A 22,615-nucleotide genomic window follows, 5' to 3' on the forward strand; every position below is an offset into this window, starting at 1 on the left:
CCTTGTGCCCATGCTCCTTCACGCTCGAACTATCTTTATTCTGTCAGAATGACCGATCACTCTTTAGATATAAAGAAATGTCATGATCTCAAGACCGGAACCGCAATCCCGGCCAAATTCCGTCTCTTATCGAACCGAGCGCAATGCTGCGAGAAGCTCGCGCTCGGCCTCTGAACGACCGGCATCCTCGTCCTGATCATACAGATCAGACCCGCCATTGCCGTCGCCATAACTTCCCGAACCATTGCCACCCGATGCCGGACGCGATCCGTCATCACGATCGGCCATGGCATTGCCGCTGCGTTCAAATTCGCCAACCATGCGCGCAGCCAGTTCCTCGGCGCGCGTTTCAACACCGACACGATCACGATCATCAATCACATCAGGACGATCCGCACCACCGCCGATCATGCCCCCAAGCCCGGCACCGCCAGACTTGCCGGCACGTGCCCCATCAGATGCACCAGCCCCCGCACCGGCAGAAGCCGCCGCCCCCGAAACACCGGACCGGCGAACCGCGTTGGCGTCACTGGCAGCCTTTTCAAGGCGGTTGGCAATGCTTTCGCCGCGATCGACCATGAAGCTCAGATCTTCGTTCAGACCGCTGGCCTTTTCGATATTTTCGCGCAGTTTTTCGCCAGACTGTTCCGCCATGTCCTTAAGGGCAGTGATCGAGCTTTCAGCCCGTTCATTGGCCGCGTTAAAGGCGGTCAGGAAATTCTGCATGTCTTCACGGCTGCGGCGAAATGCCGCGAGCTTGCGGTTCAAAATGATCGCATAGACGATCGTCACCACCAGCAGGACGATCATCAAAAGATCCAGGTAGAACGCGAAGTCCATCACTTGTCTTCCTCGGTTATGCGCGCACGATCACGCACCTGAATGGCGATACGATCACCTTTACGTCCCATCATGCCCTTGAACAGCGGGACATCGCCACACCGAACCTCAACCGGCGAGGTCGGACTGGTATTAAGAACCAGACGGTTGCCAACTTCAAGATTGAGTACATCCCCAAGTGACATCACCTGTTCGTCCAGCACTGCTAACAGGTTAACATGGGTTTGCCACAGTTCGTTTGCGAGGTGGTTTTCCCAAATTGAGTCACGGCCGAACTTTTCACCCATGAACATCTGAAGCAGAAGTTCACGAACCGGTTCGAGCGTTGCATACGGGATCAGCAGTTCAAGCCGCCCGCCACGGTCTTCCATGTCGATGCGCAACTTGGCCACGATGGCGGCGTTGGCATGACGGGCAATGGTGGCAAAACGCGGGTTGGTTTCAAGTCGTTCAAACCGGAAGGTCACCGGGCTTAGCGGATCGAACGCAGCCGAAAGGTCCCCAAGGACCACATGGATCATCCGTTCGACAAGGTTGCGTTCAATCGTGGTATAGGGGCGGCCTTCAATACGCATTGCCGCCGTACCGCGACGCCCGCCCAGCAGCACGTCCACGATCGAATAGATCAGGGCCGAGTCAACCGTCAGAAGCCCGTAGTTATCCCATTCTTCCGCCTTGAACACGCCAAGCATCGCAGGCAGCGGGATCGAGTTCAGATAATCACCGAAACGCAGCGACAGGATGTTATCAAGTGACACTTCGACGTTGTCGGATGTGAAGTTACGAAGCGATGTCGACATCATACGCACAAGGCGGTCAAAGACGACTTCGAGCATTGGCAGACGTTCATAGGCCACCATCGACGAGTTGATGATCGCCTGAATGCCCGACTGGTCACCCGCACCAGAACCATCGTCAAAGCCAAGCAGGCTGTCGATTTCGTCCTGGTTCAGAACACGCGCAGAACCGCCGCCCATTTCGGCGGCCATGTCATCGCCGCCACCGTCGTCTTCATCGTCATCGCCGAGCATGGATTCCCATTCGGCGGCCATATCCTCGCCGCCGTCGTCTCCACCCTCGTCATCTCCACCCGCCATGGCTTCCCATTCAGCGGCGAGTGCATCATCATCTTCTTCATCAGCCATCAGCGATTGCTTCCTGATTTTGGCATTCGCGCCGGTACAGGCTTATTGTACCAGCATTTCCTTAAACAGAACGTCGTTAATTTTTGCAGGCTTTGCCGCCGCACTGACCCGGATCAGCAATTCTTCACGCAACCGGAACATGCCTTCGGAGCCCGAAAGATCTTCGGGCCGCAATTCCCGAAGATAGACCTGAAAATTGTCAACAATGCGCGGCATCATCTGTTCGACCTGCGGCAGCATTGCCTGATCGGCAACTTCAAGGCTGACACGAATTTTCAGATAGCTTTGCTTGCCTGCGCCAGTATTGAGGTTGACCAGAATTTCCGGCAAATCCACAAAGCCGACATTCTCGGGAACGCCCGGTGCTTCTTCGATGGAATCTTCGGAAATCACCTCTTCGGTCTGCGCGCCGTCACCGCCGGTCAGCATATCAATCACCGGCTGAAGCAGCCCGGTAAAATAGGCCGCCGCCGCACCACCAAGAAGCAGCAACACAAGAAGGATCACCACAACAAGCATCTTCTTGCTGCGGCCACCGCCACCTTCATCCATATCGATTTCGTCGACGTCGTCGCCCATAGCTTCGCAAATTCCTGCGCTTGAAGTTATGCCGTTATATCCAGCAAACACTGTGCCGGAATACCAGCCATAACGCTATCACGTTAAAAATCCGTTTCGTTTCCCATAGCTTAGACCATGAGTTGCATCACGGTTTGGCACCATGGTTTGGCCCCATGGTTCGGCTTTGTCATTTCGCCTGTTAAAGCCGTCATCAGGTGAAATTTGCCGATCGGTCACTGCCATCACCCAAAGGTCACGCACACCGACCAACAATTCCATGCCATCCCGCGTCGGGAGCCCGATGACCTGATGACGACCACAGGACCACCAATCGACCACGATGCCGCAAGGAACGATGCCATAATCACACACGCGTTCGGTCGCCCAACGCGACACCCGGCCCATCGAACCACGCCATCTGGTCGCGCCATTTGGCCACACCATCTGGCCGCTACCATCAATATGGGCACGCGGTCCTGCTGATTTGAGCAGGCCCGGATAAACAAATCCCGTTCCCGATCCCGTTCCCGCCCCTTTCCGGGCGACATCCGAGCGACATCGGAAATGTAGCGCGACATTTGGTTTTGGAGTGCTCGCCAATTAAAGTTGGAGCATAGCACTTTTCGTCATACCGGATCATCCTAGGCTGGGTGGTCCGGTATTGCTTTGCCGATTCCGGCGCAATTTCTTGGGTAGCCGAGCCGGACCGTGAAATCCCTCTCTCCGCATGAAGTGCAGCGCAGGCGACGGGTGAGCGCCCAAAGGCCAGTTTCAGGCGACGCAAGCGTCAGCAGCTGTTGCGGGGTCTTTGAGATTGATCGATGGCAGGTGCGGCAATGAAAATGAACGGCTTCGAGATCGTGTCTAACCGTGTCGCTCAGTGGTATTCCGTCCTTGGCAATGTCCATATGGCCTCTCAACTATGGTCATCACCTGTCCCGATCGCGAATTTAAGAGGGTTGGGCGACCCTTTCAAGCCGCCCGCACCATCAGATGTTTGAAATGATCAACTCGCCATAGGCACGACGGCTTTCACTCTGCTTTCCGATCGAATAGTTGACCTCGGCCGTATCCATTGAGAACCCGTCGAATATCTGGCGCACTTCTGGCGTATCGTTCAGAGACAAGATAAAGCGCCCTGAGAGGCCTCTGAGATGCTCTGAGAGCTTCTCAAAATCAGCGCACTCGAAGATGTTTTTCCCATAGTCATTCTCGCCGCCATAATACGGTGGATCGAGATAGAACAGTGTCTCCGGCCGGTCATAGCGTTTGATGAAGTCACCATATGGCAGGCATTCAATCACCACACCTGAAAGCCTGGTGTGCAGATCATCAAGCATCGGCCCCAGTTTGGTGATATCGAACCGGCCACCGCGCTCCACCGACACCCCGAAATTGCGGCCGGAAACCTTGCCGCCAAAAGCCGTTCTCTGAAGATAGAGGAACCGCGCAGCGCGCTCGAGATCGGTGAGCGTCGTCGGATCTGTTCTGACCAGGCGTTCGAACTCTGCCCTGGTCGTAATCTGAAACTTCATCATATCCATAAAGGGCACATAGTGGCGCTGCAGGATACGATAGAAGGTCGCTAGTTCCTTGTTGATATCGTTGATGACCTCGGCCTTGGGCTGACGGATTCGGCGCAGAAAAACGCCGCCCATACCGACAAAAGGCTCCGCATAGGTGGTGTGATCAATCTGATCGATGATGGCCACCAATCGCTTGGCCAGATTGCGTTTGCCCCCAAGATAGGGGGCGACTGGACGAACAGGCGTAACTGTTTGAGTCGACATAGCTAAACAAGTCTTTCTAATCTGTACCCGCCGTTGCAACGGTGGCGGGGCGATTTATCGTGGGAGCTAGTCCCTCCCGGTTCAGGGTGTTGGCGCACCCTGACCCCCGCCTAGTTTCATGACAGGGAAATGATGACCAAGAACGAGAAGCAAAAATCTGGCGTCCGCAGGGGGTGGTTTCGAAATGCGATGGATTTCCGAAGAGACCATGCAAACGCCCGGAAAATCGGAAACCACACCGAAGAACTGAAAGCGATCTATAAGTCGATCGACGAGTACGATCAGGAAGTCAGATTGAAGTGGAAGACCTTCCAAAGCTTCATCCTGAGAGGACTTTGCGGCGGCTTGCTCGCATCCCTTACCTTTGTCGGCTCTCAGCTCTTTACCGGCCCCCTGAAGACCAATGTTGCCATCCTTACAGCGTTATTTATTTTGGGCTTAGCCATTCAAGGTTTCCGAATGATTATCGAGGGTTTCGGGGCCCTTGAACGTTTTCATAGCCTTGCTATGCCGGTTTACCAAAACAAGCCGGGTTTTCAGCCTGGGAGAGGCTGGTCATTCCTGCCTGTTGTGCTGGATGCCTTCTCGCTCATAGTTCTTGTCGTCGCGGTAATATTTGCGCTGTTCTTGCTGTTCAGCGTCACGCAGTAATTACGGAGCCACCGGGTCTGGCGCAGCCGGGAAAGCTGACGAACAGTCAAACGCCATGCAGGCCTCGATATCGGCGATGGCATCAATTGCCGTTTCAAGCTCCGATTGGACATCATAGCAATCCCCAACCATCGCCCCGACCGCCAAGGCCATATCAATCAACTGCTGCTGCGTCAGGGTCGGGTAGGAATTATCCCCCATACGCCAGCCACGCCCGTCGGGCAGATACCCATTCACAGCCAGTGCAAAGGTGCTGTCGATAAGGCTACGACTGTCAGCATCGGTCTGAACAAGATAGGTCGTTTCACCAACCGAAAACTCGATCCCTGCATCCATCCGCGCAAACTTGCATTGCTTGACCTTCGCCCGCAGCTTCGCCTTTGCCAACTCAAGACTGATTGGTGTAGTTGGCCAATACAGTTTTGCCGTCTGCGCTGCACCTTCGCCTTCAATCAAAACATCCGGCTGGCTGGATACATCGTGCCATTCACTTGACGGTTTCGAGGTCTGGATGATCGGCTTGACGTAGTGCTCAAGCAGGGTTTCGACCGGATGCTTGGTCGCATCAGTAAATGGGCGACCAGTGACAGCAGTGAAGCTGGAACCACTCTCGAAGCGGTTCAGTGACCAGTCTTCATTGAAGATCGCATAAATCGGGGTTCGCACAACAGTATCCTCCTAGTGCGCAGTTGCGAATTTGATGGGTACAGACGCCCAAGCCGCCCAAGGAAAGACACCGCTTGCGTTGTTGATTTCTGCGCCGCTTGCAGAAGCTCGCGCCTTGACACCATTTGGCATCAAGTCCCGATCTCGGTCGGTTAGTGTCACTTCTTGCTGATCCCGGTTGAGCATCAGATATTTCTGCACCGGGTTGCTTGGATTTATGTCTGCAACGCTCAGATTTACATCATCCGTGGGGTTGTGTTCTGTAATGAGATATAGCCGCGCTTTGAAATCCATCGCGTCAAACGGTCCATTGACCGAACCATTGCCACCATGCAGCCCAAACGCAGAGAATTGAGGCACACCTCGCCAAACATAAAGGATATAGCGACCCGAGAGCATTGATGCGCTAAGCGTCACTGTATTTGCCGTTGACAAAAGCCAGTCGGGGTCAGCCGTAATCGTCTGCACTTCAGTTTGGTTCAACTTGTAATACTGCCCTGCAGGCAGGAGATGATGAAATACTCGACGGTCACCCCCATCGAGCGGAACCACCCAAGCGTATTGAATTGCCCCACCTACGTTGTGCGCTTCGGTGGAAGGCGTCCCAGCCACGTGCTCGATTTCGACGATGTCGAAACCAGCCAAAGGACTTGCTCGAAAGATGATGTCGGCCCTGTTTCCCTGATAATCCGTGCCAGCACCGATAAGATAGCCGTTCGCAACAAACTGATAGAGACCGTCAGGTTTAGATTTTTCCTCATCAGCAACGTTTGAACGCCACGCCAAGCCAGCGCCCCGAACCGTATCAGTAATCCAGAACGAGCCAGCCGCATCACGCCGCTTTGAGACAACCAATGTCTTTTCAAGCAGTGGGTTCCAGTTCAGATCATCTACACCATCACCACCAGAACGCAGGCGAACAGTCACGTAGTCATCAGGGTTTTGGATGAGCGGACAAGGATAGTTCTCTGATGTCAAACCTGAGAAACCAGATTCAGCAAGCATATTTGCCGGGAAATCGGTGTAATACAACCGTGCTCTGGCATCGTAATAGGACCACAACGCGAAAGTGGCGAGCGTGAAACTGTAGGCTTCAGGCGAACCGACCGGGTTCTTTCCGGCTCCAGTATTTAGGTAAAATTGAACCGATTGATTTGTGCCATCCAGCGCTATACCAACGAAATCGCCGACACCATAGGTCGGCAACCCGGATTGAAGAACATTGTTGTCAATGTCACGGATGGTTCCGTCCCGATGATACGCGATATCAGGTCTCTTGGTGACACTTCCTCCGAAATACCGCGATGCATCGGAAACGCCGAACACCGGAAAACCGGTTCCCGAACCGATGGTCTCGACTTCCATAACTGCCCAGAATTGACCGATGGCGACAGGCATGGATGAACGGATCATGTAAGACGTGCCGCCGAAGTTATCGTTCTCGACAACCGTGTTTCCATCGGAAAAGGTCCAGGTCTGGTTCGTATTGTCTATGGCCTCATGAATATTGGCGCTGTTGGTCGGGGTATCAGAAACCTGGTAAAGCGAGCCCGCTACTATTGTCGCATGATTGCCATTTCCAGATACGTCTTTGGTCAGATCGGCTCCTTCTAGAAAATCAAAATGTGCGCCTGCAGCGCCATATATCGCCGCGCCGCCGCCTTTACCGTCGAACTCTTTATGAACCCAAACATCTTGCGCATTGAACCGACCGAAAGATGAGACATCTGGGTAGGTGCCAACAAACAGAGCGGTTTCCGCACGGTAGTGATTACCTTGAATTCGGTGCTGGCCACTAGCGCCGATAAAGCTCGCCTCATTGAGAGCAGGATAGTCATCGTTGTGCGGCTGCAGGACGCCGCCAACATAAACACGATACCGAAGGGTTTCGTCTGCCTGCGTACTGTCATAAATGGTATATCTATGGAGCCAAAAGCCACCCGCGAGAAAAGAACCAGATAGCAAGTTATCAGTTGTGATCGAGTTGCTAATCTGGTTTTGAATTTGAAATTGCCCCTTCAAATCACCACGCCAATACAAAGACGTGTTGTTGGGATCATCGACATAGCTTTGAAGCGAAATGATGACATTCCCGATTGCTGGGAGCTTCAACCATTCGGAGTATGCCCAGACTTTTCCCGTTCCACCCGAGGACGGAAAAGTAATTCTTGGGCTTACGCCTGCGAACAGAACTGCAGCCTCAATCGGATCACCCGGATCACCGCAGCCAATCTTGGCAACACTGTTTTCCATCAAAAGCGACATGATCAGGCTCCTGCGCGCTGCGTGATCACAACGTCAATAACGTCGTCAGCAGCGTCATACTGAAGCTGGCACAAGCTGACCGAATTGGCGGTGTAATTCACCTCGCCGACAACTTTGTATTTACTGCCCCAGTCAACGGCATGGTTGCCGGTGCCATCCTGTGTGAGCTTGATCATCGCCGGTCCAGCGTTCGGAATTACAGCCGGGTTGTCGATCAGGATAGCGTCATCCAGAACATGCTTGAACCGGCTGCGAGCGGTCGGATCGAACGTCGCAACGCCAGCTGCAACTGTCAGGTCGGCAAACTGTGTATTGAAACCAGCGGTCAGTGTCGCAGCGACATTGGCACGCAAATAGTTTCCGTTGGCCAGCTTGGCCGTAATCGCGGCTGCCAACTGTGTCCGGTTGTTTTCGTCAAGGGCAATGCCCTGTTCTTCGATGAAATTGGCGATCTCTTCCTGGACGTGGTCAAACCAACTCCCCTGAAGCTCGGTTGCCGGGATCGGTATGGTCGGATCGCCATCAGTGAAGCCGTGCTTGCCTGGGCCGAATTTATCGGTTGCCTTTGTTGCTGTATCGATGCGTTTCATATCAGGCTCCGTAGGTAAAAATGACTTTGGTATGCGCTGGCTTCAGGCGGTTGAAGTTGCATTCAAGCGGTGCGTTGCCCCAAGTCCTCAATGGCTCCGAACAGCCGGAATTCACCGTCATGGTGCGAATGGTCTCGGCCGGTGCGTTGACCTGCCAGACAAACCGCCAATCGCCTTGTGTCAGCGGGTCATTGCATTTCGAGATGCATCTGAAAGGGCGAAATTCCGTGATCGTGACCACGTAGCCAAGATTACTGGCCAGCTCGATAAAGAACGGGATTGACTGACCGCCGCGTGCTGCAAGTTTGGCAACAACCTGGTCGCGACGTTCAGCCAAACTTTCGGGCTGGCCACTGCAAGGATCAGGTAACCCGCAAACACGTTCCCAATCGGGAAGGAGTTCAACCGACGTTCTTGGATCGACCTCATCGATCAGATCAACTGCCCGGTTGTGGACGCGCATAAGAGGCGTTGCAAATGCACGTAACAACCGTGTCAGACCCGCCTCATTCTCACGCGCCCAGGCTTTACCCTTTGGCATCAGGGATCGAAGATTGTTGAGATATTGATCAATCGTTGCCCGCATGTCCCTCAGCTCCAGGTAATGTTGCCAAAGGTGAAAATTTCATGCGTGTCGGCGACCAGGTTTGCATTTGGCGCAACCAGGACATGATCGGTCTCGCCGGCCGCGATCGAGATCGCCTCGCGAATGTGACTGATCAACAGCGTGCTGCCCGGCTCTGCTTCACGGCGGATCAGATCGCGCAGCTCGGCCTCGATCGCAGAACGGACTGCGGCATTACCAGGTGTCAAACCGGAGATCTGGAACGCCACAGCAACCGCCACCGGCGGTACCACCGTTACGTCGGCGGTGACTGGATGGACTTCAGCAATGTAGCTTGCGACAGTCGCAACATCAGCGGCCAGCGGAATGCCATCGCCGTATGTGTCGTCCATCATGAAGCGCACGACAACCGTACCCAAGCCAAGCTCGAGCGGGTTTGACCAAGCCCGCGTCACATCGATGCCATGTGCTTCTTGATCTTTCGCCCAGGTAACATAGTCGTCCTTATTGCCCCCATGTGGCGGACGTTGGATGCGATTGAGCAACCGTGCCAAAAGTGATTCATCATCCTCGGCGTCGCTACCCTGCGACAGACCACCGGCCGCGACCGTCACATTGGTCTGAACGCCGACGATCGGCTCAACAAGTGCCAGAGTAGCGCCAGCATCCAGATTGCCGGTGGCACCGCCCTCAATTGCTTCGATCGCGACAGTTCCCGTTTCAGCAACAAGGTCCAAAGCAGCCAGCGTGACGTATTCGACACCGTCTGAGCGCTGAAGGACCGTATCGACCGGGATGTTTGATCCGATCAATCCAGTGAAGGTCACATTTCCCGACGCCGCCTGTGCCGGCTTTGGCTTTACACCCCATATCGAAGCCCAGCGACGCAAAAATGCCTTCTCGGCCGTATCGGGAAAGACCTGCTTGGCAACATAGGAAATAAAGCCGTAAAGCCCATGCAACGCACCGGCGAATGCGCGCGACAGAACACCCAGAACGGTACGACGCAGCCAGGCATTCGCATCGGTCAGGTTGCTCTTGATATCGCTTGAGATCTGGTTCACCAGATCCGCCAATGTCGGACGCGAGAATGGCATTACAGGTTCTCCCACAGCTGATTAAAACGCCAATTCACCTGGTCGCCATCGGGTTTGGTGATTTTGATCTCTTCGGCCAGAACACCGCGTTCGATCCATTCGGTCGTAACAGACACGGACGCTGCGATCCCGTCATCGATCAGCCACTGCAGGGCTTCCTGATCGGCTTCCCGGATCTTCTCAGCGGTTTCTGGTGATTGCTTCTCACGGACATAAAGCCAGCGGCGTGATCCGATCTTGTCGCCTTCGACTTCGGGCAACAAATCTCCCCACCAGCCACGTCGATCCGTTTCGCCGGCTGGCAATTCATCGTCCGGGTTGGCCAGTGCGTCGGTAAAGATGCTGATGACAACTGCAGTGCGGATCGAAGGGTCCGTTTCAAGGTCGCCGGCAACAGTTTTGATGTCACCGATCAGAAGCTTGTCATCAAATGCGATCAGGACGTCCATCAACCGGCCCTCACTTTGTCAGAGCCAGAAACAATCGGCCACTGGCCTGCAGAGCTGCCCGAAGCAACATCGACCAGATCCCCAACACGGGCGATCGGTTGTCCACCTTCAGCGCCGAGATGAATTTCATCACTGTTGATAACAGCCTTCTCCGCGTTCACCGTGACTTCGGTCGCGTTGGTTGTAACCGTATCCGAATTCACCGTCGCAGCAGGCGCATTGACCGTCACACCAGATGGTTGGCCTGTCTCAATCAGAATGCCATCGCGCTTCAAGTGCACCTTCTGGCCAAGATCGTCATAAAGGGCAACTTCACCAGGAGCGAGGTTCTTGAGGCGAAAACGGCGATCATCAACGGCGATCACGATAGTATGAGATCGATTGCCGCCGACGGCCGTTGCAACAGCCTCGGCATTGCCCAGTGGTAAGGATGTCAGACCGTATTCCTGGAAACGCTCGACACCTTCGAGAAGTTCACCGTCATAGCCGACGATCTGAAGCTTCTGGATGCCCCCGGCGTCATTCACGACCTTGATCACCGCACGGGACACCATCAGCATCACGCGTCGACGCAACGGCTGGATCAGACGATTAAAGATCAGGCTTATTCGATCCATTTGAGCGCCCCCTGATCTTTGAGTTTCTTCTCTTTGGGTGGTTCGATATCAAACGCGGCCGGCGGCAACAGCGTGAGCTCTGTCACGGTTCCGGACTGATCCTTGGTATTGATGACCTGGGAGATCAGAAGATCCTGATCGACCTTGAGTGTTGCTGATTTGATTTGCACCAGGCGGTTGGGCTGCCAAAGCGTCCCGTTCTCAGTTTCCCGCCATCCCTGCACGCGCACAGTGATCTGCTGACTGCGAGCAGCACGGACATTGGCCTCAAACTGCGCACGCTTGCGCGCGGAGTTCCGATCGGCGGAATCCTCTGCCAGGATCACCATCGGACGATAGCGCGAAACGCCTGCATCGGTTTGTTCGGCAACAACCTGGGCAACCTGATCGACAGACAAGTCGTCCGATCCCGGCTGTTGTGCCTTAACGATATAGCGCGAGAAACGTTCATTATCCGAATAGCCAGCAGATCCGGACAGAAGGTTCACACCTTCTTCCAACCTCACAGAAGCCCGCGCAACACCGGGCTTGGTAATAACCAGACTTCCCTTGCCATCACTGATCGCCAGAACCGACCGCATACGGCAAGCCCGATCGATGGCTTCAAAGGCGGTCTCGCCTTCCTCGATCCGGAACTTGGTGAACCGTGCGCCCGTGGTAGTCTCGACCCGCACTGGAATGGCAAACAGCCGCGCGATATCGGTCGCAACCTTCTCAAGGCTGGCATTCAACCACTCACCCGGCCGATTGATTGCCGAGCAGTCGACAAGGTCACCTGTCACATCGCGACCGGCTGCGCGGATCTCGCGCGACTTTGCATCAAAACCCGGATTATCGTCATAGACAAAACCAGTGATAACAGTTTCGCCATCGATGGCCACCCTGCAGGCAGATCCGCGCGAAATGACTGGAATGCTCCCCTCGGCCGGATAGCGGTCACTGAGCTGCAGATCAAAGGTACCTGCCATATGCTCGATCGAGCGCGTGATACGCACGCGCTTCCAGCCGCCATAATTGGTGCCGCTGAGGCTAAGCGTGACATCAGACATTGCTCAGCACCTCGATCGTTTCCCCGCCAGGCACAAAACCCGGATGCGCCACACCGTTGCGCGTGGCGATTTCATCAGCGCGGCTGGCATCCTGGTACAAGCGATAAGCGGTAACCAAAGCCGGTTCTGTCAGCGGAGCCACCGTGTTGATGACCTGTGCAGTGCGGGGTGACTGTGCATTGATGTAGTCGGTGGTCGCCGTCCGAAGAACGCGAAGCGTCTCGAACAACTGATCGTCCTCAGCTTCACTGGCGCGATCCATCGCTGTATCGAGATATCCGCCAATTTCGTCGCGCGTTGCAAAGGCATCATCAGTTGTCGTGAACTCGGTGTTTATGACGTTCCTGGCCATCTCGATCACAGCGGAGTTGGTCACAAGCGAAACGACAGCATTCTGATTGAGCGCCTGGACTTTTCGGGTTGCTGTGGTCAGCGGTACCGCAGCCAGCTGCGTGCCAAACTGAGCAATAGGACGAAGCGCCTGCATGGTCTCCGGACCTGCACCGGCAGCTTCGCCAGCCTGAACAACCAGATCGCCCAACTGATTGGCGAGCCCCGACGGGTTCTGGACAAAGGTCAGCGCTTCCTTTCCGATCTTGCTAAGCGCACGGGCAAAGGTACCGTCGCCCTGATCACTGACAGCGCCATCGATCTCGCTGGTTGCCTCCGAAATCACATCAACCGACTCATAGGCCAGAAACGCCGGTTTGCCTGCGACCGAAAAGTCATTGGCAAAGCTCTCACGGTTTGATGCGTGGGCGGCTTCGACGGCCTGCGTCAGTGCAAAGGATTGATCCTTGCTCGATGTTGGAAACTGGTTTGTGCCACCTTCAACGAAAGTGAGCTGAAGGCGCGCCATGCGTCCTTCATCGGCCCGCTCTGACAGCTTGCAGCCAGTACAAATGGCGGTGATCGACCCCAGATACGGATGTATCAGCGTGCCCGGACCTTCGCTGTCGCATGCGCTGATCAGTTGATCGCGGGCCGTCATGTAGTCATCGCCGATCACATACGCGGCAAAGCTGAAATTCTTGGTTTTGCGGCGCATGTCTTCGGGATACGGCACATCGCGGCCGGGATACTCGTGCACCTGGACTTCACGACCAGCCACATCGGAATCGTGACCTTCGATATGGAACCGCGCACCCTTGTAGCTGGCTGGACGCAGCTTCTCTTTCCAGGACATCAGGACCCTCCCATCGCGTAGCCGGCATAGACCGACGGCACGAAATCGGGATTGTCGGACTTGACTTCCTTGACCCGCATGTTTGACGGCGCGTTATCAAAGGAAACCTTGACCTCACCGGCAAAGCGACCCTGTCCTTGGCCATTCTGCGGACCGATTGCAGGCGCAACTGCCGATGCGACATTGCCGGCCGCGCCCCCAGGCATCTGGCCAAGGCCACCTGCATCCAGTCCGAGGCGTTCTTTAACCCAGTCTGGCATCCAGTCCATCAGTGACGTCACGGCGGAACTCAACCAGTCGACCAGCTCCGCCCACTTGGCTTGCATCCCGTCCCAAAGGCCGCCAATCCACTCTCTGCCAACCTTGGCCAGATCGATGCCAAACAGGTACTCGATGAGTGCATTGACACCCTTGGCGATCCAGATCGTCGGGTTGAAGACTTCAAGAACCTTCAGCACGCCTTGGATGAAGCCCTGGTCAAAGGCTGATTTGATTTCTGCCCATAGGCCGGAGAAGAAATTTCCGATAGGAGCCCAGGCGCGCACTATTGCAATCGCGGTCTTTGCGAGGAACGCTTCAACTTCATCCCAGTGTTTGATGATGAGAAATGCTGCGCCGGCAAAGGCGGCAACAACCAGACCGATCGGGGAAAAAATCAAACCTAATCCAGTAGCCAGCACGCCAAATGCCGAAGCGGCCAAGCCGACACCAATCGCCAGCGGCCCAACTGCGGCCGCCAAAATTCCGATGAATGCAACTGCTTTGGCAAGCTGAGGATTAGTTTCAGCAAATGCAGCAAATGTTGTGCGAAGAACCTGTACCTTTCCGATCAAGAAGTCGATGCCATCTTTAACACCAAACATCTCATCAAGCTTCTCGCCAAGATCCGCGAATAGCAGGAACAAGTTATCTTTCAACGTTGAAAGCTTGCCAAACAGCGTTTTGGACTGCTCTTCCATCTGCTTGAAGAAGATACCGCCCTCGGCTGTCATGGCTTGCATTGCACGTTTCAGAATATCGAAGCTGATCCGCCCCTGAGATGCCAATTCGAAAATCTGATCCTTGGACTTGCCAAGTCCCTTGGCCAGAACATCAATGATCGGAATGCCGCGATCGGAAAGCTGCAACAGTTCTTCGGTCATTGCCTTGCCCTTGGCTTTGACCTTCCCGAAGATTGCCGCCATTTCATTAAGCGGCACGTTGGCGCCGGCACCAATATCGCCCAGCATCCGCAAATTTTCGATGATCTTTGCCGGCAAAACGCCAAAGGACAGCAACTGCTTTGTAGCCTGACCAATACCTTCGAGCTGGAAAGGCGTGCTGGCCGCGAATGTTGTCAGCTTTTCCATCATCTGGCGTGCGGCTTCTCCGCCGCCAAGCATCGACTTGAAGGATGTGGTCAGTTGCTCGATCTTGCCATAAGCGTTAAAAGCAAACCCGCCTGCCAATGCCAGTGGCGCTGTCACCTTCGTAAGAGCGCCAGTACCAAAATCCTGAAACCGCTTACCCAAATCCCGCGCAGCAGTGCCCATCGATGACAAACGCTCACGCGCTGCCAGCAATTTGGCTTGCAGATGATCGAGACGGGCGCGACGGGCCATATCGCCCATCGCGTTGCCCATCTGGCGTGCCGGTTTTGTTACCCGGTCTATCGCCTGGACGATCATCTTCAATGTGAGTTCGCGGTTTGCCATCTCGGGTCGCTATCCATGCAATTTCTTGTGAATATTGCGGGCACCGTTGTGCCATTTGAGAAGTTGGCTCACCTTCATGCGCTCCAGCTCGGATGGCTGGAAATGAAAGGTGTAAGCCACTTCCTCCATCAGCTCGCGCCAGTTGGGAGGAACTCTCCCAAAAAATCCATCACCGCTGGCGCAATGTTCTTCAGGTCCGAGATCTTGATCTGCTTGGCGGCTGACGGCGGGATACCGGCCATCGACGCGATGATCTTGTGAAGGTCACCAAGATTGATCTTGACCGTACCTTCCATGCTGACCGTGAGATCGACGCCATCAAGGCCACCGAGGTCCGGTTCGTTGAGCGTGAGCTCGCTGACTTTCTCGCCATGTGCTTCGATCGGCGTTTTAAGCGGTGCTTTGATCGGCTTCATTACTTCATCTCCTCGGCGCTAATACCTTCGAAACGGACCGGAATTTCGGCCTCTTCTGAGCTGCCGGTTCCTTCACCGGCCCACCAGGCGTTGCGAAGGACGATGGTTTTGCTGTTGGCCAGCTCAAGGGTGACTGTCACACCGTCAAGTTCCAGGACGGACTTTAGGTCCATGTCCGGACGATCTGTCACAGCACCTTCGATGAACGGAACCTGCGGCATGGCTTTGTAACCGTGCACACCGTCCGCCCCGACAATGCCGTCGCGCTTATCTGCGCCCAGGTTGTAACTGAAGCTGCCCTTGGCATCGTATTGAGTGCCATCGACCTTGAAGTAGATCCGCCCGGCGCGGCGATTTGGGTTATTAGACATATCCTTGTCTCCTCACGGAAAGCGGTTAGAGAATGAAGCCGATCTTGGCCCCGCCAACACGGAACTGGTTCATAAGATCCGGTGGCAGATACCAGTCGAGCCGGTTCGGATCGCTTTCATTGCGCTCGCAAATCAGATCGTTTTTGAACTGATCGATGTTCTCGACCAGACCCTGTTCTTCCCATACGCGGAAACGTGCAATCGCCTCGGCCTTGCCGAGCTTAGGCGTCATGATTGCCTGACCGGCACCGTAGTTCGTGCTGTCATTGCCAAGTTTATGGCGGGGATATTTGCGCAGGATGTAATTGCGGAAATCGTAGCGCAGATAGCCAAGGGTCAGCGGCGTATTGACATCGAGATAGCTGATGTCTTCCGCACCCTGCGGATTGGTCTTGTAGGTTGTGATGAGACGCTGAATACGAACCAACCCACCGTCATCAACCATGAAGGTCGAAATGCCATCGAACAGCAGCAGGTTGTTTTCCTGCAGCGTGAACCGATCCTGCGTCTTCGGTGGCAGGATGCCATCCAGCGTCAGCGTCTGGAACGGACGGGCCGGATCAATGTTGGCGTAGTACGAAACCTTGCCTGCAACAGCGGCCGCAATTTCCCAGGTAGGAGACGGGCTGCCTGCACCGTTCATGATAGAGACATGCGGGCTGTTGCGGCTGTCGCCAAGTGTGCCCAATGCAGAATGTGTTCCCGTGGCTGCGCTGAAGGCCATCGCCTCAATCATGCGCAGCGGTCCCCAACGATCGACCAGTTCGGTCTCGAGCGCTGTGAGGTTAGCAGCATCGGTGTAGGGGTTGGTGATGACGTTGTAGTGTTCATCACCGATTGCAGCCCACACGTCTTCGATATCCGGGTTTGCCTGCCCACCAGACATGGCTGTAATCGTCAGCGTCAAGCCTTCAGGCAGGCTCTCGCCATCGTAGTAGTTGACGCGGATATCCAGATCGTTCCCCGCAACGCCCTTGTTACGTGCCGTCAGGTTGACCTTCTCGGCCGTAACGCCGTCAACAGCAGCAGAGACCGACAGATCTGTGTTGGCCGTTATCGCATCAACAATGTTGCTGGCGATATCGCTCAGCGCATCATCGCCAGACACACCAACCTTTACACGACGACCACCGATGTAAAGATAGATGACGCCGGCCGAAACCGTCCCGCCCACTGTCAAAGCGCCGGTTGCGGCCTGTGCGGCAGCATCATCATCAAGTGCAATTGCCCAGGTCTCGGTAACGCTATTGTTCTGCAGCTGGCGTTCAAGCATCTGGGCAAGCATCGAACCAGCACCGAAATAGTTCTTTGCCTGAGCAGGGCTGGTGACCCGGATCGGTGTCAGAGCAGCAACGGGCTGACCACTCGCAATGCGCTGGCCAATGACCAGATTGCGATAAGGCATCAATGCCGGACCGGATACCGCGTTCGTGTTGTCGAACTCGGCATAGACGAACGGAACTCGCAAGTTCGTCGGAATACTATCGAAGCTGATCGACATTTCAGGCCTCCATTTCCTTCAGGGCCGCGTCAACTTCCTTGCGCGTCACACGGCGATTAAGAATGTCTGAGAGATAGGTGAGAGACGGTTTCCCATCTTCGGTCGCCTGCGCCTGGTCGCTATAATCAAGCGCCTTGAGAAGCGAGCCGAGAGTGACCTCCTCTGCGACCACTGGTGTGTCGGGCTCATGTGTCTCTTCAGGCAAATCTTTAACCTGTTTGAGATCACCTGCAGCGATCCGACGGCGGTAATAGGAAGTGAGCGAAACGCTCTCGCCTTTAGGGCGGATATGGCGGGCACCATTTTCGGTACGCACCTTCAAGCCATCCTTTCCAGGCACAACATTGACTTTGTTGGTCATTGGTCTTGCTCCAGTGTGATCGTGTCTTTGGCATCCGTCGTGCCGTCAGGTGCCGCGAGATCCCACTCGGGGACACCAGTATTGAAACTGTCGATCGCGATTTCCCCGACGTCGACAAAGCCCCGCGTTTGAAGGGAAAGGCGCGCACGATGGCAGAGAGTTCCGGCAAACATGACAGGCCCGCTGTCTTCGAGCTGGACACCGGCAAGGCCGTCAACCAGCGTCGTCTCGACAACACCACCGATTGTCTCGTCATGGCGGAAAGCTGCTCGAATTTGCTCAATCAGATCGTCGAATACGATCTCGCTCTGATTGGCATCATCGAAGCTCATAACCCCTTCTATGCGCCAGGAATGGATTTCGCGGTTCGCATTCGTTGAGTCTTCCTGCTCGACCGTCCGCACCCGGCGCACGAACCATCCGCACACCTTGTTTTCCGATACATAAAGGTTGCGAAAATCCTTCTGAGCCACGGCATAACGCTCGTAGCGATGGACTTTCCCAGCCCCCGGCACCGTCGCGATTTTTGCAGCGATTGCGTTTCTGATCTCAGTAAGGCTCATGCCCGGCCTCCCATGCGATCGGCAATCCGGGCATGTGCTCGGTCGAAGATCCGCTGCACCTGAAGATCGTTGTCCTCAAAGGCCCGCTCGAACATATGCGCTCCCTTGGTACCGGTGCGGCTGATCTTGCGGGCAATCGCAAATGCAGCCCCCTGCGCTTCGGCGGGCGAAAGTCCAAGTTTGTGCTCGGCCCAGTCCGCAAGCGGCTGCACTGGAGGAAAGTGCGGGCGGGTTCCAAGTTCGACCGGAACCGCATGTGCAAGCGGCGTCCCCACCATGCCGATCACGTTGTCAGACAGGACTTGAGGCTCCCGCGCGCTGATCGACCCTTTGAGACCGCCACCACCTCCAACACCGGTCGGCGTGTTTTCCTTGACCTCACGCTCCAGCAAAAGGCTCGCTTCCCACGTCGCGGCAGTAAGCTCTTCCGTGACGATCTTCGGTGACTTGTCGAAGGCATCAGCCAGAGCTGCGGCTTCACGGATATCAATGCGGACGTCGAAAGCCATTGCTCAACGTCTCCGCTGCTTATGAACGATACGATCGCCACCGAGCTGATCACGCAGATCGAAATTCACAATAGCTCCACATGGCACCGTGCGTTTCGGATCGATTCCAAGGTGATTGAGATAGTTCTCGCGCAAGCGTTTGGCGCGTGCCGCATAGTCCCGGCCTTTGGATTGCCAATCGGTTGTGTCGCCCTGAATAGTGGGCTCGCGATGACCGGAATAAAGACTGGATAGCTGTTCAAGCAGCAACTGTGCTGCCCAGCTTGCGACGGCCTCACGATCTCGCATCGGGACTGTATCCACGAGGTCTGCTACCTCGTGCAGAATGGAATACTCAACATGCACTTCTGTCCCGGCTGCGAGATTCTCAGCGAGCCGAATTCGCAGCCCCGCCAATGTGTTTTCAAGTCTCCCTTCAAGTGGAACGCGCCCACTGTCGCTGGGAAGCCAAATCGCCTGAAGAGAACTGAAGTTCAGTGCCCAGTCTTCCGGAAGGTCGAGAAGGTTACCGGTACCGATAATGGCTTCGATTGCCGATCGAGGCCGATCGGTCGAATAGCGGACGACGGCCAGATTGATAGCCTGGTCACGTTCATTTTCCGATACCGCGCCGCTTTCGTCGCGAACCAGTCCATCAACCAGTGTCTGAAAATCTACGAACGCCATTGCTCTCACCAATAAACAGGAAAGCCGATCTTTCCCGGCAGTCACCCCTAAATCGGGTATGTCGCTGAGAGGCCTTTGACAGACCTCTCAGCCAAGGTTCAAAGCGCCGTACTAGGCAACCACGCCTTTGTAGAGGCCACGGAAGTCGACCGGGGTGCCGCCATAAATGTGACGGATCTTGTAGGTCAGCTTGTCGCTGGCGAACATCGAGCCATTTGTCGGGTTGTCCTGGACAAACAATTCCGGCTCTTCATTGCCATCGAGGAAGCCGATCTCGATGCTCGGAATGTCGTTTTTGTCGGCCGACAACGCCCAGTCGTTTGCATCGGTCCAATACCAGACAGGGACCACCTGGACGTTCTGTGCCTGGATAAAGTTCTTGTCGTTTTCGGTATTACGACGGAAGAGATCGACTGCCGTTTCTTCGAGGGTATCGGGAACCCACAGGAAGGTCGGCGGAATACCCATCTTCTCGCCACTGTCCTTTTCGGTCTGCTCAAGCATCGCAAGACGGCCGGCAGCGAAAGAGGCTTTGTCGAGCGCCGCAGCACCCAGGTTACCGTGCGTGGCATGGAACAGGGTTACGCCGTCGTAAATGACCGGGTTGTCCTTGATAAAGTCGAGAACGAACTTGCCGAGGGTACGCTTGGCAGAACGAGACATCTTGATCGGGATCTGACGAATGACACCAACATCATCGTTCTTGATCATTTCAAGCGTGATGCTTTCGGTACCGCCTTTTTTCGCGACAGCATAGGTCGCCTTTTCGTCCGTCGGCGAAGCAAGAGCTGCATAGTCTGCACCCTGGGCGACAGCCGGAAGATCGCCATAACCGCCAAAGCGGGTGCGTTCCTGCGAACGGAAGTCGGCAACATTCACGATGTTGGCCAACTGACGCCAGACGTCATAGCGGGTCGGCACGTTGTAGTCGGCGATCATACGGCGGGTAATGGAATCACCCAGCACGTCGCCAAAGGTTCCTGATGCCAGAGCTTCACGCATCAGCGACTGGTCGCAGTTGCGAATGGAACCAGTGACATACTTGTCGCCAGTTACCTGCACATAGCATTCCTTGAAAGAGCGCGCGTGGCGATGATCCTTGTGGTCCGGATCAAAGAACGCTTCGAACATCTGCGAGGTTTTTTCGAACCGGTCTTCACCAATCTGAATACGCGACCCGACGGTACCCAGCCCACGGACAGAACCACTTTCAGTGAAGGTCGCGATGTAGTCTGCTTCGTCGGAAATGGCTTCACGAACATTTGCATCAGTGAAACTGTCCATCGCATCAAACTTCGCCTTCAGGCGCAGCTTTGCCTTATCCGGCAGTTGGCTGGCATCGATCAAAACGCGAGCACTTGCACGCGCTTCGACCATACGAAGTTCTGCCCGCGTGACCGGGGAGTTTTCATCTTCAGCTTCGCGAAGATCGTCCGCACCTTCATCGGTTTCGGGATTTACGGCTTCGGTCAGCATGGCGATCAGCTGATCATCAGACAGCTGTTCTGTATCCTTGTCTTTGAGAAGCCCTTTGGCTTCAAGCAGAGCGATGATTTCGTCGCGTCCCATGACTGCGGTTCCTTGTGCTTCAAGAAGGTTGATAATGCCGCCGCCTGCGCCTGGCTCTACGATCAGATCGACGGAACTTACTTTGAGAAAAGAGACAGCCTCGCGGACGCGCTGACCATCCTTGTTGATCACACGGGCTTTGGCCCGTGCATCAATCGAGAAGCCAAACAGGTCAGTTAACTGCTGCTTCCATGCTTCCCGAATTTTGACTGCGATATCGCCTTCAGGCTCGATCAGCAGGAGATCGGCGTGAATTTCACCTTCGGCCTCGACAAAGGCAGGATTGCGCAGAACACCGATCAGGTTGCGGACATCCTTGCCCTGGCCTTTAAGGTGTTCCTCGTCAGACTTAACGAAGACACGCACGCCATCGAACAGTGGCACGGCCTCGCGGAGAACATCTGCTGGGTAAAAGTTCCGGTTTCCTGAAACGCCTTGGCGAATTACGCGAATGCGATACTGTGTGGCTTTGCTATCCGCTTCGATGAAAGGCCCGACAGCCTCGCGCATACCGCCGTCAGTGACAGGTTCGAAAGTCTTGATGACTTCCTGCGGATTTCCAAGAGACACCTTTGTCCCGTCGACTTCGTAGGGATACCGGAGCAACTTGCCATCCTTGTTCTCGACAACAATGAAGTCGTCGAACAGGCCGTGGATATAGGGCCACCAATCTTCTTCGCCGGAAAGTTCAAGCGCTTTCTTGATTGCCCCCTGCAGAAGATCCTGCAACTGGCGAAGATCGCCCTCAAAAGCTTCGCGGACCGCATCAGGACCGATCAACCCCAATGCCGGAATTCCCTGTGCTTCCCGGAAATCGGTAATGAATACTTTTGCGGATGTTGCCGAAGCGACCAGTGCGGCAATGCCCGCTGATGCGAGAAACAGTTTGCTACGGGCCATTACTTCAGCTCCGCCTGGTGCTTCTGGCCATCAATCGTGACAGCCGTCAGAGCTTTGTCACGGACAACCCATGACAGTATGTGTTCGGCCTTGACGGGCACTTCGTCGGTGACCGGCCCGCGCTTCTTGTCGACCGATTTGACGACAAGAACCTTAACGTCGAGCTGCTTTGCAACAGCCTCGGCATCGAGATCAGGTTCTGCATCATCTGCCTTTTTGGAAGTCGCCGCCTTTTTCGCGGGTGCCGCCTTTTTGGCAGGCTCGGTTGACGGCTGGTTTGCACCGGCCGTTGCATCCTTGTCCTTGTCGGCTTCGGAATTAATTTCCGTGGAAGCGGTCGAAGGTTCTGCAGCTTTCGAACTGGACATTGCTCTCACACCTTGTCGGATGAAACACAAACGGCCTTGATCGTCAGGCCGCTTTGGTGCCAATCTATCGGTGTGATTGCTTAATGACGTGTCCGGAACAGTTCCGGTCCACAGCTTCTCCTCCGGACTGATGTGCAATCCGGCTCCCCAAACACTGAAACATTCGGTTTTAAGAGGCTTTAAGAGGCTGTGAGAGGCCTAAGAGGCCATTGGGAGCAGCAACGCC

At 55.1% G+C, this 22,615-nt stretch carries 26 protein-coding genes; 1 reads left to right on the forward strand and 25 read right to left on the reverse strand.

Translation table 11 applies throughout. The features are described 5' to 3' along the window. Nucleotides 1-126 precede the first annotated feature (126 nt). The 5 genes from WA429_RS06320 to WA429_RS06340 all read right to left on the reverse strand — a co-directional run bounded on the left by WA429_RS06320 (nucleotide 127) and on the right by WA429_RS06340 (nucleotide 4,336). A complete protein-coding gene (locus tag WA429_RS06320; protein WP_287465604.1) occupies nucleotides 127-840 on the reverse strand; it encodes a DUF6468 domain-containing protein in 714 nt (237 codons plus the stop codon). Next, complete coding sequence (gene fliM, locus WA429_RS06325; protein WP_068517453.1) at nucleotides 840-1,985, reverse strand: flagellar motor switch protein FliM; 1,146 nt, start codon at nucleotides 1,983-1,985, stop codon at nucleotides 840-842. Before fliM ends, WA429_RS06320 begins: the two co-directional genes overlap by 1 nt. A gap of 42 nt (nucleotides 1,986-2,027) precedes the next feature. Continuing rightward, nucleotides 2,028-2,564, reverse strand: a complete 537-nt coding sequence (locus tag WA429_RS06330) for a flagellar basal body-associated FliL family protein (RefSeq protein WP_068517452.1) — start codon at nucleotides 2,562-2,564, stop codon at nucleotides 2,028-2,030. Nucleotides 2,565-2,642: 78 nt separating this feature from the next. Then, entirely contained in the window at nucleotides 2,643-2,990 is a 348-nt protein-coding gene (locus WA429_RS06335; protein WP_287465603.1) for a hypothetical protein, read from the reverse strand. Nucleotides 2,991-3,535: 545 nt separating this feature from the next. Beyond that, complete coding sequence (locus WA429_RS06340; RefSeq protein ID WP_287465601.1) at nucleotides 3,536-4,336, reverse strand: DNA adenine methylase; 801 nt, start codon at nucleotides 4,334-4,336, stop codon at nucleotides 3,536-3,538. 129 nt (nucleotides 4,337-4,465) lie between these two features. Between WA429_RS06340 and WA429_RS06345 the strand changes: the two genes are divergently transcribed. Beyond that, complete coding sequence (locus WA429_RS06345) at nucleotides 4,466-4,987, forward strand: hypothetical protein (RefSeq protein WP_287465600.1); 522 nt, start codon at nucleotides 4,466-4,468, stop codon at nucleotides 4,985-4,987. Here WA429_RS06345 and WA429_RS06350 read toward each other — a convergent pair whose 3' ends face one another. From WA429_RS06350 to WA429_RS06440, 20 genes are all read right to left on the reverse strand, one after another. Further along, a complete protein-coding gene (locus WA429_RS06350; RefSeq protein ID WP_287465599.1) occupies nucleotides 4,988-5,653 on the reverse strand; it encodes a DUF4376 domain-containing protein in 666 nt (221 codons plus the stop codon). 12 nt (nucleotides 5,654-5,665) lie between these two features. Then, nucleotides 5,666-7,918 (reverse strand): DUF7483 domain-containing protein, encoded by a 2,253-nt coding sequence (locus tag WA429_RS06355; protein WP_287465597.1) that lies wholly within the window; start codon nucleotides 7,916-7,918, stop codon nucleotides 5,666-5,668. Nucleotides 7,919-7,920: 2 nt separating this feature from the next. After that, nucleotides 7,921-8,508: a hypothetical protein gene (locus WA429_RS06360; RefSeq protein WP_287465596.1), complete on the reverse strand. Its 588-nt coding sequence runs from the start codon at nucleotides 8,506-8,508 to the stop codon at nucleotides 7,921-7,923. Nucleotide 8,509: 1 nt separating this feature from the next. Beyond that, the gene (locus tag WA429_RS06365) at nucleotides 8,510-9,094 is read right to left on the reverse strand and encodes a YmfQ family protein (RefSeq protein ID WP_287465594.1); all 585 of its coding nucleotides are present in this window, start codon (nucleotides 9,092-9,094) and stop codon (nucleotides 8,510-8,512) included. A 5-nt stretch (nucleotides 9,095-9,099) separates the two neighbouring features. Then, nucleotides 9,100-10,170: a baseplate J/gp47 family protein gene (locus WA429_RS06370; protein ID WP_287465593.1), complete on the reverse strand. Its 1,071-nt coding sequence runs from the start codon at nucleotides 10,168-10,170 to the stop codon at nucleotides 9,100-9,102. Then, a complete protein-coding gene (locus WA429_RS06375) occupies nucleotides 10,170-10,619 on the reverse strand; it encodes a phage GP46 family protein (RefSeq protein WP_287465591.1) in 450 nt (149 codons plus the stop codon). The genes WA429_RS06370 and WA429_RS06375 overlap by 1 nt, the downstream gene beginning before the upstream one ends. Beyond that, the gene (locus WA429_RS06380) at nucleotides 10,619-11,236 is read right to left on the reverse strand and encodes a phage baseplate assembly protein V (protein ID WP_287465590.1); all 618 of its coding nucleotides are present in this window, start codon (nucleotides 11,234-11,236) and stop codon (nucleotides 10,619-10,621) included. The genes WA429_RS06375 and WA429_RS06380 overlap by 1 nt, the downstream gene beginning before the upstream one ends. Next, a complete protein-coding gene (locus tag WA429_RS06385; RefSeq protein ID WP_287465588.1) occupies nucleotides 11,224-12,285 on the reverse strand; it encodes a phage baseplate assembly protein in 1,062 nt (353 codons plus the stop codon). The genes WA429_RS06380 and WA429_RS06385 overlap by 13 nt, the downstream gene beginning before the upstream one ends. Continuing rightward, on the reverse strand, nucleotides 12,278-13,471 hold the full coding sequence (locus WA429_RS06390; RefSeq protein ID WP_287465586.1) for a DNA circularization protein: 1,194 nt from the start codon (nucleotides 13,469-13,471) through the stop codon (nucleotides 12,278-12,280). Before WA429_RS06390 ends, WA429_RS06385 begins: the two co-directional genes overlap by 8 nt. Beyond that, nucleotides 13,471-15,165 carry a tape measure protein gene (locus WA429_RS06395; protein ID WP_287465584.1) on the reverse strand — a complete coding sequence of 565 codons (1,695 nt, stop codon included), beginning with the start codon at nucleotides 15,163-15,165 and terminating at the stop codon, nucleotides 13,471-13,473. Before WA429_RS06395 ends, WA429_RS06390 begins: the two co-directional genes overlap by 1 nt. A gap of 9 nt (nucleotides 15,166-15,174) precedes the next feature. Next, on the reverse strand, nucleotides 15,175-15,294 hold the full coding sequence (locus WA429_RS21425; protein ID WP_353799161.1) for a GpE family phage tail protein: 120 nt from the start codon (nucleotides 15,292-15,294) through the stop codon (nucleotides 15,175-15,177). Continuing rightward, entirely contained in the window at nucleotides 15,294-15,581 is a 288-nt protein-coding gene (locus tag WA429_RS06400; protein WP_287465583.1) for a phage tail assembly protein, read from the reverse strand. Before WA429_RS06400 ends, WA429_RS21425 begins: the two co-directional genes overlap by 1 nt. Next, nucleotides 15,581-15,952, reverse strand: a complete 372-nt coding sequence (locus tag WA429_RS06405) for a phage tail tube protein (RefSeq protein WP_287465581.1) — start codon at nucleotides 15,950-15,952, stop codon at nucleotides 15,581-15,583. The genes WA429_RS06400 and WA429_RS06405 overlap by 1 nt, the downstream gene beginning before the upstream one ends. 25 nt (nucleotides 15,953-15,977) lie before the next feature. Beyond that, complete coding sequence (locus WA429_RS06410; protein ID WP_287465579.1) at nucleotides 15,978-17,453, reverse strand: phage tail sheath subtilisin-like domain-containing protein; 1,476 nt, start codon at nucleotides 17,451-17,453, stop codon at nucleotides 15,978-15,980. Nucleotide 17,454: 1 nt separating this feature from the next. After that, nucleotides 17,455-17,814 carry a DUF2635 domain-containing protein gene (locus WA429_RS06415; protein WP_336107211.1) on the reverse strand — a complete coding sequence of 120 codons (360 nt, stop codon included), beginning with the start codon at nucleotides 17,812-17,814 and terminating at the stop codon, nucleotides 17,455-17,457. Continuing rightward, nucleotides 17,811-18,377 carry a hypothetical protein gene (locus tag WA429_RS06420; RefSeq protein ID WP_287465575.1) on the reverse strand — a complete coding sequence of 189 codons (567 nt, stop codon included), beginning with the start codon at nucleotides 18,375-18,377 and terminating at the stop codon, nucleotides 17,811-17,813. The genes WA429_RS06415 and WA429_RS06420 overlap by 4 nt, the downstream gene beginning before the upstream one ends. Next, on the reverse strand, nucleotides 18,374-18,886 hold the full coding sequence (locus WA429_RS06425; RefSeq protein ID WP_287465574.1) for a hypothetical protein: 513 nt from the start codon (nucleotides 18,884-18,886) through the stop codon (nucleotides 18,374-18,376). Before WA429_RS06425 ends, WA429_RS06420 begins: the two co-directional genes overlap by 4 nt. A gap of 3 nt (nucleotides 18,887-18,889) precedes the next feature. Next, nucleotides 18,890-19,552: a hypothetical protein gene (locus tag WA429_RS06430; protein WP_287465573.1), complete on the reverse strand. Its 663-nt coding sequence runs from the start codon at nucleotides 19,550-19,552 to the stop codon at nucleotides 18,890-18,892. 111 nt (nucleotides 19,553-19,663) lie between these two features. Continuing rightward, a complete protein-coding gene (locus WA429_RS06435; protein ID WP_287465571.1) occupies nucleotides 19,664-22,021 on the reverse strand; it encodes a phage major capsid protein in 2,358 nt (785 codons plus the stop codon). Continuing rightward, a complete protein-coding gene (locus WA429_RS06440; protein ID WP_287465569.1) occupies nucleotides 22,021-22,389 on the reverse strand; it encodes a hypothetical protein in 369 nt (122 codons plus the stop codon). Before WA429_RS06440 ends, WA429_RS06435 begins: the two co-directional genes overlap by 1 nt. Nucleotides 22,390-22,615: the final 226 nt, after the last annotated feature.

It is taken from the genome of Thalassospira sp. CH_XMU1420-2 (assembly GCF_037029325.1).
Taxonomy (GTDB): Bacteria; Pseudomonadota; Alphaproteobacteria; order Rhodospirillales; family Thalassospiraceae; genus Thalassospira; species Thalassospira povalilytica.

What these genes read in the sequence shown, in the direction of transcription:
- WA429_RS06320 (WP_287465604.1), bottom strand. Translation starts at nt 840, where the DNA reads ATGGACTTCGCGTTCTACCTGGATCTTTTGATGATCGTCCTGCTGGTG.
- fliM (WP_068517453.1), bottom strand. Translation starts at nt 1,985, where the DNA reads ATGGCTGATGAAGAAGATGATGATGCACTCGCCGCTGAATGGGAAGCC.
- WA429_RS06330 (WP_068517452.1), bottom strand. Translation starts at nt 2,564, where the DNA reads ATGGGCGACGACGTCGACGAAATCGATATGGATGAAGGTGGCGGTGGC.
- WA429_RS06335 (WP_287465603.1), bottom strand. Translation starts at nt 2,990, where the DNA reads ATGGTGTGGCCAAATGGCGCGACCAGATGGCGTGGTTCGATGGGCCGG.
- WA429_RS06340 (WP_287465601.1), bottom strand. Translation starts at nt 4,336, where the DNA reads ATGTCGACTCAAACAGTTACGCCTGTTCGTCCAGTCGCCCCCTATCTT.
- WA429_RS06345 (WP_287465600.1), top strand. Translation starts at nt 4,466, where the DNA reads ATGATGACCAAGAACGAGAAGCAAAAATCTGGCGTCCGCAGGGGGTGG.
- WA429_RS06355 (WP_287465597.1), bottom strand. Translation starts at nt 7,918, where the DNA reads ATGTCGCTTTTGATGGAAAACAGTGTTGCCAAGATTGGCTGCGGTGAT.
- WA429_RS06360 (WP_287465596.1), bottom strand. Translation starts at nt 8,508, where the DNA reads ATGAAACGCATCGATACAGCAACAAAGGCAACCGATAAATTCGGCCCA.
- WA429_RS06365 (WP_287465594.1), bottom strand. Translation starts at nt 9,094, where the DNA reads ATGCGGGCAACGATTGATCAATATCTCAACAATCTTCGATCCCTGATG.
- WA429_RS06370 (WP_287465593.1), bottom strand. Translation starts at nt 10,170, where the DNA reads ATGCCATTCTCGCGTCCGACATTGGCGGATCTGGTGAACCAGATCTCA.
- WA429_RS06375 (WP_287465591.1), bottom strand. Translation starts at nt 10,619, where the DNA reads ATGGACGTCCTGATCGCATTTGATGACAAGCTTCTGATCGGTGACATC.
- WA429_RS06380 (WP_287465590.1), bottom strand. Translation starts at nt 11,236, where the DNA reads ATGGATCGAATAAGCCTGATCTTTAATCGTCTGATCCAGCCGTTGCGT.
- WA429_RS06385 (WP_287465588.1), bottom strand. Translation starts at nt 12,285, where the DNA reads ATGTCTGATGTCACGCTTAGCCTCAGCGGCACCAATTATGGCGGCTGG.
- WA429_RS06390 (WP_287465586.1), bottom strand. Translation starts at nt 13,471, where the DNA reads ATGTCCTGGAAAGAGAAGCTGCGTCCAGCCAGCTACAAGGGTGCGCGG.
- WA429_RS06395 (WP_287465584.1), bottom strand. Translation starts at nt 15,165, where the DNA reads ATGGCAAACCGCGAACTCACATTGAAGATGATCGTCCAGGCGATAGAC.
- WA429_RS21425 (WP_353799161.1), bottom strand. Translation starts at nt 15,294, where the DNA reads ATGGAGGAAGTGGCTTACACCTTTCATTTCCAGCCATCCGAGCTGGAG.
- WA429_RS06400 (WP_287465583.1), bottom strand. Translation starts at nt 15,581, where the DNA reads ATGAAGCCGATCAAAGCACCGCTTAAAACGCCGATCGAAGCACATGGC.
- WA429_RS06405 (WP_287465581.1), bottom strand. Translation starts at nt 15,952, where the DNA reads ATGTCTAATAACCCAAATCGCCGCGCCGGGCGGATCTACTTCAAGGTC.
- WA429_RS06410 (WP_287465579.1), bottom strand. Translation starts at nt 17,453, where the DNA reads ATGTCGATCAGCTTCGATAGTATTCCGACGAACTTGCGAGTTCCGTTC.
- WA429_RS06415 (WP_336107211.1), bottom strand. Translation starts at nt 17,814, where the DNA reads ATGACCAACAAAGTCAATGTTGTGCCTGGAAAGGATGGCTTGAAGGTG.
- WA429_RS06420 (WP_287465575.1), bottom strand. Translation starts at nt 18,377, where the DNA reads ATGAGCCTTACTGAGATCAGAAACGCAATCGCTGCAAAAATCGCGACG.
- WA429_RS06425 (WP_287465574.1), bottom strand. Translation starts at nt 18,886, where the DNA reads ATGGCTTTCGACGTCCGCATTGATATCCGTGAAGCCGCAGCTCTGGCT.
- WA429_RS06430 (WP_287465573.1), bottom strand. Translation starts at nt 19,552, where the DNA reads ATGGCGTTCGTAGATTTTCAGACACTGGTTGATGGACTGGTTCGCGAC.
- WA429_RS06435 (WP_287465571.1), bottom strand. Translation starts at nt 22,021, where the DNA reads ATGGCCCGTAGCAAACTGTTTCTCGCATCAGCGGGCATTGCCGCACTG.
- WA429_RS06440 (WP_287465569.1), bottom strand. Translation starts at nt 22,389, where the DNA reads ATGTCCAGTTCGAAAGCTGCAGAACCTTCGACCGCTTCCACGGAAATT.